This is a genomic window from Streptomyces sp. NPDC052496 (genome assembly GCF_040679095.1).
Lineage (GTDB): Bacteria > Actinomycetota > Actinomycetes > Streptomycetales > Streptomycetaceae > Streptomyces.
Genome location: NZ_JBFAUH010000006.1, coordinates 212,084 through 226,176 on the forward strand (window position 1 = coordinate 212,084; position 14,093 = coordinate 226,176).

The 14,093-nt window shown below is 71.2% G+C and carries 10 protein-coding genes; 5 read left to right on the forward strand and 5 right to left on the reverse strand.

What is annotated here, in order from left to right; genetic code table 11:
- Positions 1-229: 229 nt before the first annotated feature.
- Positions 230-1,234 carry a TerC family protein gene (locus AB0L45_RS11150; RefSeq protein WP_365838369.1) on the forward strand — a complete coding sequence of 335 codons (1,005 nt, stop codon included), beginning with the start codon at positions 230-232 and terminating at the stop codon, positions 1,232-1,234.
- Between the two features lie 88 nt (positions 1,235-1,322).
- Here the strand turns inward: AB0L45_RS11150 and AB0L45_RS11155 are convergent, their stop codons facing one another.
- From AB0L45_RS11155 to AB0L45_RS11165, 3 genes are all read right to left on the reverse strand, one after another.
- Complete coding sequence (locus AB0L45_RS11155) at positions 1,323-1,979, reverse strand: MBL fold metallo-hydrolase (RefSeq protein ID WP_365838371.1); 657 nt, start codon at positions 1,977-1,979, stop codon at positions 1,323-1,325.
- 9 nt (positions 1,980-1,988) lie between these two features.
- On the reverse strand, positions 1,989-2,759 hold the full coding sequence (locus AB0L45_RS11160) for a maleylpyruvate isomerase family mycothiol-dependent enzyme (protein ID WP_365838373.1): 771 nt from the start codon (positions 2,757-2,759) through the stop codon (positions 1,989-1,991).
- A 170-nt stretch (positions 2,760-2,929) separates the two neighbouring features.
- A complete protein-coding gene (locus tag AB0L45_RS11165) occupies positions 2,930-4,798 on the reverse strand; it encodes an FAD-dependent monooxygenase (protein WP_365838375.1) in 1,869 nt (622 codons plus the stop codon).
- 48 nt (positions 4,799-4,846) lie between these two features.
- On the opposite strand from AB0L45_RS11165, the gene AB0L45_RS11170 reads away from it, so the two are divergent.
- On the forward strand, positions 4,847-5,548 hold the full coding sequence (locus AB0L45_RS11170; protein WP_365838377.1) for a TetR family transcriptional regulator: 702 nt from the start codon (positions 4,847-4,849) through the stop codon (positions 5,546-5,548).
- A 683-nt stretch (positions 5,549-6,231) separates the two neighbouring features.
- Entirely contained in the window at positions 6,232-9,297 is a 3,066-nt protein-coding gene (gene uvrA, locus AB0L45_RS11175; protein ID WP_365838379.1) for an excinuclease ABC subunit UvrA, read from the forward strand.
- Positions 9,298-9,401: 104 nt separating this feature from the next.
- On the opposite strand, the gene AB0L45_RS11180 is transcribed toward uvrA, so the two are convergent.
- A complete protein-coding gene (locus AB0L45_RS11180) occupies positions 9,402-10,349 on the reverse strand; it encodes a carbohydrate kinase (protein WP_365838381.1) in 948 nt (315 codons plus the stop codon).
- Positions 10,350-10,388: 39 nt separating this feature from the next.
- Positions 10,389-11,396, reverse strand: coding sequence for a LacI family DNA-binding transcriptional regulator (locus AB0L45_RS11185; RefSeq protein ID WP_365838383.1), 1,008 nt, complete (start codon positions 11,394-11,396; stop codon positions 10,389-10,391).
- Between the two features lie 212 nt (positions 11,397-11,608).
- Here AB0L45_RS11185 and AB0L45_RS11190 point away from each other — a divergent pair, with 212 nt between their 5' ends.
- Positions 11,609-12,625, forward strand: a complete 1,017-nt coding sequence (locus AB0L45_RS11190; protein ID WP_365838385.1) for a zinc-dependent alcohol dehydrogenase family protein — start codon at positions 11,609-11,611, stop codon at positions 12,623-12,625.
- A gap of 6 nt (positions 12,626-12,631) precedes the next feature.
- On the forward strand, positions 12,632-14,080 hold the full coding sequence (locus tag AB0L45_RS11195; RefSeq protein ID WP_365838387.1) for a sugar porter family MFS transporter: 1,449 nt from the start codon (positions 12,632-12,634) through the stop codon (positions 14,078-14,080).
- Positions 14,081-14,093 lie beyond the last annotated feature (13 nt).

Here is a 14,093-nt window from a genome sequence, read left to right on the forward strand (position 1 = left end):
CCGCCTGACCAGCGCATTTACCCATCTCTTTACTATCCATTGCCTTTCCTTTACTCTAATGGTGCGGAGGGGAGTATTCCTGCGCGACGTACCCGTCATCACGGATCGCACCCTGACGAGATCCCGGGGCGTCGGCCCATCTCGGGGAGCGCGGCACAGCGCTCTCGGGTGGAAGAGACCTCCGGCAGCGACGACGCTGTGAGTGCCGTACGACTCTGCCGGAGGAGCAGTGGACGTTTCCCTGAATCTGTGGGTGCTGACCATCGTCGGTCTGTGCGCCCTGATCACCGCCGATTTCTTCATCGGCGGCCGTAAACCGCACGAGGTCTCCATCAAGGAGGCCGGTATCTGGACCGCCGTCTGGGTCGCCCTCGCCGCGCTCTTCGGCCTGGGGCTGCTCGTCTTCGGCGGCGGGCAGCCGGCCGGTGAGTTCTTCGCGGGCTACATCACCGAGAAGTCGCTGAGCGTCGACAACCTCTTCGTCTTCGTCCTGATCATGGCGAAGTTCGCGGTGCCGACGGTCTACCAGCAGCGGGTGCTGATGATCGGTGTGCTGATAGCCCTGGTGCTGCGCGCCGGGTTCATCGGCGCGGGCGCCGCGATCATCGCCAACTTCTCGTGGGTGTTCTACCTCTTCGGTGCGTTCCTCATCTGGACGGCCTGGAAGCTGATCAAGGAGGCGCGAGCCGGGGAGCAGGACGAGGAGTTCGAGGAGAACCGGTTCCTGAAGACGGTCGAGAAGCGGTTCCCGTCGACCGACCGGTACCACGGCACCAAGCTCTTCGTCGTCGAGAACGGCAAGCGCCTGATGACGCCGATGCTGATCGTCATGCTGGCGATCGGCACCACCGACGTACTGTTCGCGCTGGACTCGATCCCCGCGATCTTCGGCCTCACCCAGGACCCGTACATCGTCTTCACCGCCAACGCGTTCGCCCTGATGGGCCTGCGGCAGCTGTACTTCCTCATCGGCGGACTGCTGAAGAAGCTGGTGCACCTGTCCTACGGGCTGTCGATCATCCTCGGGTTCATCGGCGTCAAGCTGGTGCTGCACGCCCTCCACGAGTCGGGCGTCAGCGTCCCCGAGATCAGCATCCCGGTCTCGCTCGGCGTGATCTGCGCCGTCCTGGCGGTCACGACGGTCACCAGTCTGCGGGCGTCGAAGAAGCAGGACCGCGCGCAGGCGGCGGCTGCCGGGACGAAGGAAGACACCAAGGACGCGGTGGACGTCTGACCGGCCGTCCTGGCGGGCGGCCGGCCCATCCCGACGTGTTCAGAGGGCAGACGTCCTCCGGTCCGTCACCGGCCGGCCGCCCCGCCCCTCACCAGCCGCGTTCGCGCCACTCGGCGAGGTGCGGGCGCTCCGCGCCGAGCGTGGTGTCCGACCCGTGCCCCGGGTAGACCCAGGTCTCGTCGGGCAGCCGGTCGAAGAGCTTGGCCGAGACGTCGTCGAGCAGGCTGGTGAACTGCTCCCGGTCGCCCCACGTGTTCCCGATGCCGCCCGGGAAGAGGCAGTCGCCGGTGAAGACGTGCGGATGCCCGTGCGGGTCGTCGTAGATCAGGGCGATGCTGCCGGGGGTGTGCCCCACCAAGTGGCGGGCGGTCAGTTCGACCCGGCCGACGGTGACGGTGTCGCCGTCCTCGACGGGCACGTCGGTCGGTACGGGGATGCCGTCGGCGTCGTACCGGCCCGCGTACGTACGGGCGCCCGTCGCGTCCACCACCTCGCGCAGCGCACCCCAGTGGTCACCGTGCTGATGGGTGGTCACCACGGAGGCGATACCGCTGTCACCGATCAGGCTGAGCAGGGTGTGCGGCTCGGCCGCGGCGTCGATCAGCAGCTGCTCGCCGGTCGCGCGGCAGCGCAGCAGATAGGCGTTGTTGTCCATCGGCCCGACCGCGACCTTGGAGATCATCAGGTCGGCCAGCTCGTGCACGTCGGCCGGACCGCCGACCTTCACTGCTCCCGTGTAGCTCATGGCCCCACCCTAAAGCGGGGGGAGGGCCGGAAGGGGCCCGCCCCGGGTGTCGAGTCCGGTGCCCTTGGCCCGTCCGGTGAGCCAGCCGACCAGTTCGGTGGGGGATCCGGACACCACCAGGTACGGGACGTCGCCGGTGCCCTCCGTGACCACGCCCGTGTGCTCCGTACGGCCGGTCCGCCACCGCCGCCCGTCGGGGGTACGCAGTTCCACGGCCGGTACGTCGACGTGCCCCGCGAACTTCTTGCCCGTCAGGAAAGCCAGTTCGGCGTCGACGAAGGCCGTCGGCAACTGCTCGATGCCGTAACCGACCCCCAGGTCGATACGGTGCAGCTCGACCTCGGCCAGCCGGCGGAACGGCAGCCGGTCGGCGCGTTCCAGGACACCGTTGCGCATCTCCAGCTCGTACCGGCGGCGGGCGGGCGGCAGCGCCGCGGCCGCTGCGTCGAAGCGCTCGGCGCTGGACCGCAGGTCGTCCAGGTGCACCGCGAGCGGCCGGTCGGCGCCCTCGGCGATGTCGGCGTCCCGGGCCTCGGCGCTCGCGTACATCGGGGTACGGACGCCGGTACGCGCCCAGGTCAGCAGGTTCACCAGGGCGTCGGCGTTGCGCGCCACATGGGCGAGCAGGTGGCCGCGGGTCCAGTCGGGCAGCAGTGACGGTTCACCGACCGCCTCGTCGTCCAACTTGCCCACGTCGACGAGCAGTCGGTCGGTCGCCTCCCGCACGGCGGCGGTGTCCTGTGCGAAACCCGGCACGGAGTCGGGCACGTTGTCGGTCATGGTCCGAAGCTAGCGCCGCGGTGGCGTCTGCGGGAGTCGGCCCGCACGGATCCGGGCGTACGCGGGTGGCGTACGCGGGTGCGGGGGACGGATGCGGGGGACGTGTGCCGTGGGTGGTGCGGGCGGCCCCGGCCGGCCTGGTAAGAGGCGGCCGGCCGGAGCCGCGGCCGTCACCCGGCCGCTCCGTCAGGAGCACCGAACCACCGGCGCAACGCGTCGCCGAGAGCGGCCAGTTCGTCCACCGAGCAGGTCGCGGACTCTGCCTTACGGGTCGCGGCCTCCGCCGTGCGGGTCGCGGCCTCTGTCGTACGGGTGGCGGTCGCCGTTCCGTTCGTGGGGGCAGCCGTACGGGCCGGTGCGCCACCCCCGGACGCCACCTCCTCCCCGTCCCGCCGCCCCTCCGTACCCGCCGCCCAAGCCGTGACCCCGTCCGGCCGCACCAGCAGCCCGGCCAGCTCCGGACGGCTCGGGCAGCGGCCCGTCACCACGCGCACCCGCCCCTCGTACCCGGCGGCGTGTTCCGCGGCCTGCCCGGCCGCCTCCGGGTCGTCGGTGAGGACCAGCAGCACGCCCAGCCCGTCCTGGAGGTGGCCGCCGAGCCGGGTGCCGTCGGCCAGTTCGAGGTCGGGGGCGCTGCGGCCGGTCAGGGGGTGGTCGCCGGGCAGGTCGTAGCCCTGCCACACGCCCGAGATCTTCTTGGTGAAGTAGGTGGTGCCGGTGACGGTGCCGATCAGGTCGCGGACCACCTCGCGCAGCGCGCGGGCGTGCGGCTCCGGCCGCATCAGCGCGATCTGGGCGCGGGTCCACTCCAGTACCCACGCGCCGATCGGGTGCCGCTCGGCGGTGTAGGTGTCCAGCAGCCCTTCCGGAGCGTGGCCGTGAATCGTCGCGGCCAGCTTCCAGCCCAGGTTCAGCGCGTCGCCGATGCCCAGGTTCAGCCCCTGGCCGCCGAACGGCGAGTGCACGTGCGCCGCGTCGCCGGCCAGCAGGACGCGTCCGGAGCGGTAGTCGGGCACCTGGCGGGCGTTGTCGGTGAAACGGGTGGCGGTGAGCACCTTGGTGATCGTGACGTCGTCGACCCCGGAGGTCCTGCGCAGGCTGGTCTGCAGCTCTTCCAGGGTGATGGGGGCATCGCGGTCGGCGGGCGGGCCGTCGAACTCGACGGTGAGGATGCGGCCGGGCAGCGGGCCGTGGGCGTAGATCCCGGTCTCCGTCTCGTTCCAGCCCGTGCCGAGCTTCTCGGTGCCGGTCATCTCCACCAGCGCCTGGTGGCCGGTGATCTCCGGGGCGGTGCCGGGGAAGGGGAACCCGGCGAGCCGGCGGACCGTACTGCGCCCGCCGTCGCAGCCGACCAGCCAGCCGGCCTGGATCGATGCGGAGGCTGCGCGGCCGTCCGTACCGTCCGCGCCGCCCACATCACCCGCACTATTCGCACCATCCGCATGACCCACACCGTCGGCTCCCACAGCCGGACGTACGTGCACGGTCACGCCACCCCCGCCCCCGCCTCCGGCTCCGTCCCCGCCCTCGTCCGTCTCGAAGCCGATCAACTCCACGCCGCGGCGTACCACGACCCCGAGTTCCGCGGCGCGCTCGCCCAGCAGCCGTTCCAGCGCCAGCTGCGGTACCAGCCCGACGTCACCGGCCGGCCCCGCGTGGTGGAAGTCCGGGTCGGACTCGTCCAGGCGGTCGGCGCTCAGCATGAGGCCCGCGAAGTGCCCGGCGAACTTCGGTGCCGCGCGTACAGCCGTCGCCCCGGCCGCCTGCCGCTGCCGCATGAAGGAGCTGAACCGGCCCAGGGCCTCCTTCTGCACCTCGGCGAGCGCGGGCAGCAGCCCGCGGCGATAAAAGGCTTCGGCGCTGGGCGTGTTGACGGCCCCGGCCTTGATCGTCTCGTCCGGCGCGGTCAGGCGCTCCAGTACGACGACGCGCACCCGGCGCAGGGCGAGTTCGCAAGCGAGCATCAGTCCTACCGGTCCGGCTCCGGCGATCACCACGTCCGGACGGGTGTCGGTTCCCCCGGTCAGCTTCGTGTCCATGGGCTTGAGTGTAGTCACTAAAAATTTGTTTCGGCTAAAATTTTGGTCATGACTGACGGTACGGAGAAGAGCCCACGGCGCGGCGGGGCGCGGGGGGCCACGGACGGCGGCGGGCTGTCCCTGCGCGAACTCAAGAAGATCCGGACCCGCGAACGGATCTCCGGCGAGGCGACCCGGCTGTTCGTCGAGCGCGGCTTCGACCACGTCACGGTCGCCGAGGTCGCCCGCGCCGCCGAGGTCTCGACGATGACCGTCTTCAACTACTTCCCCCGCAAGGAGGACCTCTTCCTCGACCGTGTCCCCGAGGCCGTGGAGCTGGTCACCCGTGCCGTACGGGAGCGCGGCGAAGGGTGCTCGCCCCTGGAGGCGCTGCACGGTCTCGCGCTCGACCTGCTGGAATCGGGGCACCCGCTCGCCGGGGTGGGGGCGTGGGACAGCTACTGGTGGCGGGTGCTGGTGGAGTCGCCGGCGCTGCTGGCGCGCGGACGTGAGGCGCTGGAGGAGTTCGAGGCCACGCTCGCCGGGCTGCTCGCGGAGGCCGAGGGCGCCGGGCCGGACGCGTACGGGCCGCGGCTGGCGGCGGCGCTGACCGTGGCCGCGTACCGCTCGGTGTACGCGACGGTGATCCGCCGGCAGCTCGCGGGCGTCCCCGTCGAGGAGATCGCCGCGGAAGAGCGGGAGCTGCTGCTGCACACGTTCGACGTGCTGTCCCGGGTGGTGCCTACGGGGTCGCCGGCGCGCGAGACCTGAGCCCCGGGCGACCCGGACGCATGGGCGCGGACGGCCCGGGGTCCGAGTGGCTGAGTGGCTGAGTGCCTGGGTGTCTGAGTGTCGAACGGCCCGGGAGGTCCGAGTGCCTGGGTGCCTGAGTGTCGAACGGCCCGGGAGGTCCGAGTGCCTGAGTGCCTGAGCGCCTGAGTGCCGAACGGACCGAGAGGCCCGGATGCCCGGTCGCCGAACGGCCCGAGAGGCCCGGGCGTCCGATCGCCGAGTGGCCCGGACGCGCGAGTAAATCGAACACCGCCCGCCCCGGCCGTGACTTCCGACACCTTCCCCCCGGGGCGGTTTCCGTCCCGCCAGGCCCGGTACCGGAGGGAACCGGGACTGCCGGGCGGGCGTGAGTGAAGGGGGGAACGGTCTGTCGATGATCGCGAGGAAGAGACCCGGGCCGCCGTGCGTTGACATCAGCGACCACACGTTCGGGTGAAGCGGTGCGACGGACCCGGTAATTCGAATGCGCGTGCTATAGGCTCGTGTGTGGCATCAATAAGACATCGCCGCGGCGGCCCCCATACCCTGGGGCGGGGGCTCCGCTCAGCTCTCCGTGCCCACCGGCTCGGCGCCCGTACGACCGGGCCGCCCCGCCGCCGTCGTCCGGGCCATGCCTGCTGAGCCGCGGCCTCCCGCCCCTCTCCAGAAAGGTGCCGACCGGCGTGGCCGACCGTCTCATCGTCCGTGGCGCTCGCGAGCACAACCTGCGCAACGTCTCGCTCGACCTCCCCCGGGACTCCCTGATCGTCTTCACGGGGCTCTCCGGGTCGGGCAAGTCCTCGCTCGCCTTCGACACGATCTTCGCCGAGGGGCAGCGCCGCTATGTCGAGTCGCTCTCCTCGTACGCCCGGCAGTTCCTCGGGCAGATGGACAAGCCCGATGTGGACTTCATCGAGGGCCTGTCCCCCGCGGTCTCGATCGACCAGAAGTCGACCTCGCGCAACCCGCGCTCGACGGTCGGCACGATCACCGAGGTCTACGACTACCTCCGCCTGCTGTTCGCCCGGATCGGCAAGCCGCACTGTCCCGAGTGCGGCGACCCGATCGCCCGGCAGTCGCCGCAGGCCATCGTCGACAAGGTCCTGGAGCTGCCCGAGGGCAGCCGCTTCCAGGTGCTCGCCCCGCTGGCGCGCGAGCGCAAGGGCGAGTTCGTGGACCTCTTCGCGGACCTCCAGACCAAGGGCTACAGCCGCGCCCGCGTCGACGGCGCCACGATCCAGCTCTCCGACCCGCCCAAGCTCAAGAAGCAGGAGAAGCACACGATCGAGGTGGTCGTCGACCGCCTGACCGTCAAGGACAGCGCCAAGCGCCGGCTGACCGACTCCGTCGAGACCGCCCTCGGCCTCTCCGGCGGCATGGTCATCCTCGACTTCGTCGACCTGGACGAGGACGACCCGCAGCGCGAGCGGATGTATTCGGAGCACCTGTACTGCCCGCGCGACGACCTGTCGTTCGAGGAGCTGGAGCCCCGCTCCTTCTCCTTCAACTCGCCCTTCGGCGCCTGCCCCGACTGCACCGGCATCGGTACGCGCATGGAGGTCGACCCCGACCTGATCATCCCGGACGAGGAGAAGTCCCTCGACGAGGGCGCCGTCCACCCCTGGTCGCACGGCCACACCAAGGAGTACTTCGGCCGGCTGGTCGGCGCCCTCGCCGACGCCCTCGGATTCCGTACGGACATCCCGTGGGCCGGGCTGCCGCAGCGCGCCAAGAAGGCCATCCTCAACGGCCACCGCACCCAGATCGACGTCCGCTACCGCAACCGCTACGGCCGCGAGCGCTCGTACACCACCGCGTTCGAGGGCGCCGTGCCGTTCGTCAAGCGGCGCCACCAGGAGGCGGAGAGCGACAGCAGCCGCGAGCGCTTCGAGGGCTACATGCGCGAGGTGCCCTGCCCCACCTGTGAGGGCACGCGCCTGAAGCCGATCGTCCTCGCCGTCACGGTCAAGGGCCGCTCGATCGCCGAGGTCTCGGCCATGTCGATCAGCGACTGCGCCGACTTCCTGCGCGAGATGAAGCTCGACGCCCGCGAGAAGAAGATCGCCGAGCGGGTCCTCAAGGAGGTCAACGAGCGGCTGAAGTTCCTGGTCGACGTCGGCCTGGACTACCTCTCGCTGAACCGCGCCGCGGGCACCCTCTCCGGCGGCGAGGCCCAGCGCATCCGGCTCGCCACCCAGATCGGCTCCGGCCTGGTGGGCGTGCTGTACGTGCTCGACGAGCCGTCCATCGGCCTGCACCAGCGCGACAACCACCGCCTGATCGAGACGCTGGTGCGCCTGCGCGACATGGGCAACACGCTCATCGTCGTGGAGCACGACGAGGACACGATCAAGGTCGCCGACTGGGTCGTGGACATCGGCCCGGGCGCCGGCGAGCACGGCGGCAAGGTCGTGCACAGCGGTCCGATGAAGGAGCTGCTGGCCAACAAGGAGTCGGTCACCGGGCAGTACCTGTCCGGCAGGCGGGCCATCGTGACGCCCGAGGTACGGCGGCCCGCCGACCCCAAGCGGCAGCTGACGGTGCACGGCGCGAAGGAGAACAACCTCCGCGACATCACCGTCTCCTTCCCGCTCGGCGTGCTCACCGCGGTCACCGGCGTCTCCGGCTCCGGCAAGTCCACGCTCGTCAACGACATCCTCTACACCCACCTGGCCCGCGAGCTGAACGGCGCCAAGTCGGTGCCCGGCCGCCATGTGCGCGTCTCCGGCGACGACCAGGTGGACAAGGTCGTGCACGTCGACCAGTCGCCGATCGGCCGTACGCCGCGCTCCAACCCCGCGACGTACACCGGCGTCTTCGACAACATCCGCAAGCTGTTCGCGGAGACGATGGAGGCCAAGGTCCGCGGCTACCTGCCGGGGCGCTTCTCCTTCAACGTCAAGGGCGGCCGCTGCGAGAACTGCGCGGGCGACGGCACCATCAAGATCGAGATGAACTTCCTGCCGGACGTGTACGTGCCGTGCGAGGTCTGCCACGGCGCGCGCTACAACCGGGAGACCCTGGAGGTCCACTACAAGGGCAAGTCCATCGCCGAGGTGCTGGACATGCCGATCGAGGAGGCGCTGAACTTCTTCGAGGCGGTACCGGCCATCGCCCGGCACCTGAAGACGCTCACCGAGGTGGGGCTGGGCTACGTCCGGCTCGGCCAGTCCGCGCCGACCCTCTCCGGCGGTGAGGCGCAGCGCGTCAAGCTCGCCTCCGAGCTGCAGAAGCGTTCCACGGGCCGTACGGTCTACGTCCTGGACGAGCCGACCACCGGTCTGCACTTCGACGACATCAGCAAGCTGATCAAGGTGCTGTCGGGTCTGGTCGACAAGGGCAACTCGGTGATCGTCATCGAGCACAACCTCGACGTCATCAAGACCGCCGACTGGATCGTGGACATGGGCCCCGAAGGCGGCAACGGCGGCGGTCTGGTCGTCGCCGAGGGCACGCCGGAGCAGGTCGCGGCGGTCCCGGCCAGCCACACCGGCAAGTTCCTGCGCGACATCCTGGGCGACCGGGTCAGCGACGCGGAGCAGCCGGCGGCGGGCAAGGCGAAGAAGACGGTCGCCGCGACGAAGGCCCCCGCCAAGAGGACGGTCTCCGCCAAGACGGCCACGAAGGCGTCCGCGACGAAGGCGACGGCCAAGCAGACCGCCGCCAAGCCCGCGGCCGCCAAGAAGACGGCCAAGACCGCTGCCAAGAAGACGGCTGCCAAGAAGGCGACGCGGGCCCGCCAGGCCTGACGGTCCCCTCCGGCGCGGAACGGGCCGTCACCCACTCCTCCGAGTGGGTGACGGCCCGCTCGCGTGCCGCGTGGCCCGGTCCGCGGTGCTCCCTCAGTGCGCTGTCACTCCGGCCCCACCAGCTCCGTCGCGTACGGCGGCTGCGCGCCCGGCCGGGAGCAGGTCACCGCGGCCGCGCGGGCCGCGAAGCCGAGGATGTCGCGCCAGGCGTCGGGGGCCAGGGCGGCGAGCGCTTCGGGGGTCAGGGCGGCGTGTGCGTCCAGGCGGTGCAGGAGTGCCGCGTTGACGGTGTCGCCCGCGCCGATCGTGTCGGCGACCTCGACCCGTTCGCCGGGCACCGTGATCTCCGTACCGCCCGGTGTCCGTACGGACAGCCCGTCGCCGCCGCGGGTGAGGACGGCCGCCGCCGGACCGGCCGTCAGCCAGTCCTTGACGGCGGCCGCGACGCCCTGGGGGCCGGCCAGCCACTCCGCGTCCTCCTCCGAGAGCTTCAGCAGCGCGATGTGCGGCAGCCAGGAGCGGAAGCGGGCCCGGTAGGCGTCCGCGTCCGCGATCAGCCCGGCGCGGATGTTGGGGTCCAGCGCCGTGAAGATGCCCTGCTGCGCCGAGCGGCGCATGAGCGACTCGTACGCGCTCGCGCCCGGTTCCAGGACCAGCGAGCAGGTGCCGAAGGACACCGCCCGTGCCGCGTCGGGCAGTTCGGGCGGCAGGGTGAACAGCCGGTCGGCGGTGCCGTCGGCGTAGAAGCCGTACCCGGCCGAGCCGTCCGGGCTGATGTCGGCGACGGCCAGTGTGGTCGGCTCGGGGCCGCGCTGGACGAGCGAGACGTCCACGCCGTCCGCCCGCAGCCCGCGCAGCAGCTCCTCGCCGAAGGTGTCGGTGGACACCCGCGAGCAGAACGCGGCGGGCGAGCCGAGCCGTCCGAGGGCGAGGGCGGTGTTGTACGGGCCGCCGCCCCGGCGCGGCAGCAGCGCGGGCAACGGCCCGTCCCCGGAGGGCGGTTGCGAGCTGGGTACGAGGTCGATCAGGGCCTCGCCGGCGACGACGATCACGACAGTCCTGGCCTTTCTGGGGGGTGGGGGAGGGGCGGGTCAGCGTCCGGTGCCGGTACAGCCGCAGGATGCGCGGTGCACGTAGGTGCAGGGGAGCCGGAGGGTGCGCGGCGGGCGGTCCGGTTCCTCCAGCCGTTCCAGGAGCAGCCGGACCGCGGCGGCCCCGATCTCCTTGCTGGGCTGGGAGATCGCCGTCAGACGCGGGGCGAAGAGGTCGGCCCAGGAGAAGTCGTCGAAGCAGGCCAGCGCGATGTCGCGGGGGACGTCGAGGCCCAGGTCGCGCAGCGCGCGCAGGGTGCCGATGGTCATCGCGTTGTTGGCGGTGATGATCGCGGTGGGCGGTTCGGGGGCGGCGAGCAGGTGCCGGGTGGCGTCCTCGGCGCCCTCGGCCTCGGAGTTGCCGCCCGCCAGGAGTTCGGGGGCGAAGGGCAGGCCGCGGGCGCGCAGGCCCTCGCGGTAGCCCTGGACGCGTTCGGTGGTGGTGCTCAGCCCGGGCAGGCCGGCCACCAGGCCGATGCGGGTGTGGCCCAGGTCGGCGAGGTGTTCGACGAGCCGGCGTACGGGGGCGGTGTTCTCGGCGCAGACCTGGTCGTACGCGTCGCCGACCAGCCGGTCGAGGAAGACGGCCGGAACGTTGCGGCGGGTGAGGTAGTCCGCCATGCCCGCGGGTTCGGCGGACGGCGCGACGATCATGCCGTCCACCCGGCGTTCGTGCAGCAGCCGGACCACCTTCTGCTCGTGCGCGGGGTCGTCGTGCGGGTCGGCGATCAGCAGGCTGTAGCCCGCCTCCAGGGCACCGGCCTCGACGCCCTGGAGGATCTCGGTGAAGTACGGGTTGCTGATCGCGGAGACCGCGAGGCCTATGGAGCGGGTGCGCGAGGTGACCAGCGAACGGGCCAGCGTGTTGTGGGTGTAGCCCAGCTCGTCGATGGCCTTCAGGACGGCGGCGCGGGTGTCGGGGCGTACCGGCCGGGTCTCGTTGAGCACGTGCGAGACCGTGGCCACGGAGACCCCCGCCTGCCGTGCCACATCGACCATCGTCGTCATCCCGTGCGTCTCCCGAGTCCGTCGCCCGCTGTCGCCGGCGAGTGTGCCGTCCCATGTCGCCGGCAGGAGGCCCGGCTGCCGTACGTAGTCCATCACAGCCTAGACGTAAACGCTTGCGCAAACGTTTACCACCGGGTTACGTTCACGCCACCCCGCAACACCCGCAGTACCCGAACCACCCGCAACACCGCACGAAGACGTGAGGAGGCGCCATGCGCGCTGTCGTGGTCACCGAGCCGGGCCGTACCGCCCTGACCGAAGCCCCCGATCCCCGGCCGGAACCCGCGGAGGTCGTCGTACGCGTCTCCTCCTGCGGACTGTGCGGGACCGACATGCACATCCTCGGCGGCGAGCTGCCCGCCGTCCCCTACCCGCTGATCCCCGGGCACGAGCTGACCGGCGAGGTGGTGGCCGTGGGCGAGGGCGTCACCAGCCCCGCCGTCGGTGACCGCGTCGCGGTCAACCCGAACATGCCGTGCGGCGCCTGCCACTACTGCCGCATCGGCCGCGCCAACCTCTGCGCGGACTACCAGGCGATCGGCGTCACCCAGGCGGGTGGTTTCGCCGAGCTGGTCGCGGTGCCCGCGCGCTGCTGCCACCTCGTACCGGAGTCCTTCTCCGAGGCCGCCGCCGGCCTGATCGAGCCGCTGTCCTGCGCGGTGCACGGCCTGAACCGGCTGCCCCGCCGCCCCGGCGAGCACTACCTGATCTACGGCGCCGGGACGATGGGCCTGATGATGGCCGCGCTGGTGCGTACCGCGGGCGCCGCCTCGGTGTCCGTCGTGGACCTCAACAAGGACCGGCTGGCCTTCGCCGAGAGCTTCGGCCTGGACGCCGCCGTCACCAGCGCCGACCAGCTGGGCCGTACGCCCGGCTTCGAGGTGGTCATCGACGCGACCGGCGCGATCCCGGCCATCGAGGACGGCCTGGGCCGGGTCCGCAAGGGCGGTACGTTCCTGCAGTTCGGCGTCACCGACCCGGCCCGCTCCGCGAAGTTCTCGCCGTACCTGGTCTACCACCACGAGATCGACATCATCGGCTCGATGGCCGTCCACAACAGCTTCCAGCCCGCCATCGACGTACTGGAAGCCGGACTCGACCTCGACCCGCTGGTCAGCGACGTGTACGGGCTGGAGGACTTCGACGAGGCGGTGGCCCGTTTCCGGGCCGGCACCGGCCGCAAGATCCACATCGCGCCGCAGGGCCCGCGCCCCGCGCGAAAGGGGTGACCGGCCGTGCCCGCACGCATCAAGAACGCCCTGATCTGGGTCTTCGGCGCCCTCGGCGGCATCCTGTGGGGCTATGACACCGGCGTCATCTCCGGCGCCATGCTCTTCATCAAGAACGACATCGCGCTGACACCGCTCCTGGAAGGCATGGTCGTCTCCGGCCTGCTGGTCGGCGCGATGCTCGGCGCGGGCCTGTCCGGACGGCTCTCCGACTCCTGGGGCCGGCGCCGCCTGATCCTCGCCGCCTCCGCCGTCTTCATCCTCGGCACCCTCGGCGCCTCCCTGGCCACCACCCCGTGGACGCTGATCGCCTTCCGCTTCGTGATCGGCACCGGCGTGGGCATCGCCTCCGTCGTCGTACCGCTCTACCTCACGGAGCTGGCCCCCAAGCACCTGCGCGGCGGCCTGACGTCGCTGATGCAGCTGCTGGTCACGGTCGGCATCTTCCTCGCGTACGTCACCGACTACCTGCTCGCCGGGGCGGAGGCGTGGCGCTGGATGATCGGCCTGGGCGTGGTGCCCGCCGCGATCCTCGCGCTCGGCATCATCACCCAGCCCGAGAGCCCCCGCTGGCTGGTCGGCAAGGGCCGCAACGACGAGGCGCGGCAGGTGCTGACGCGGCTGCGCGGTACGGGCGGCGCGGCCGAGACCGAACTGGCCGAGATCGAGGAGACCGAGCGCATCGAACGGGCCGAGAGCCGTTCGCTGACCCTCAAGGACCTCGCCTCGCCGCGGCTGCGGCCGGTCCTCCTGATCGGCATGCTGCTGGTCTTCTTCCAGAACTTCGTCGGCATCAACACGATCATCTACTACGCGCCGACGCTCCTCACCGACATCGGCTTCGGCTCCGACGGCGCGATCCTCGCCAACGTCGGCATAGGGCTGCTCAACATGCTGATGACGCTGCCCGCCATGCGGATGATCGACCGCAAGGGACGCAAACCGCTGCTCCTGTACGGCGCGCTCGGCATGTGCGTGGCGATGCTCGTACTGGCCGCCACCAACCTGTCCGGGCTCGGGTACGGGGCCGCGCTGTCCACCCTCACCCTCTTCGGCATCGCCCTGTACATCGCGTCCTTCGCGGTCTCCTGGGGCCCGGTGCAGTGGGTGATGCTGCCGGAGCTGTTCCCGATGCGGATCCGGGCCGCCGCGGTGAGCCTGTGCGTGATGTTCAACTGGCTGTTCAACATGGTCGTCTCGCTGGTCTTCCCGACCTTGCTGCGCGCCTGGGGCGCGGGCGTCAACTTCCTGTTCTTCGCCGTGACGACGTTCGCCGCCTTCGTCTTCGTACGCAAGCTGCTGCCGGAGACCAAGGGGCGCAGCCTGGAGGAGATCGAACGGGACCTGCTCAAGGGCCGGGAGGGGCACCTTTCGGACGGCGGTACGGGCCGGTCGGGGCAGCCAGAAGCGGACGGATCAGTACCGGTATCGTCGGGAGCCGACGCCGCACGGTGACGCAGCGTCCCCG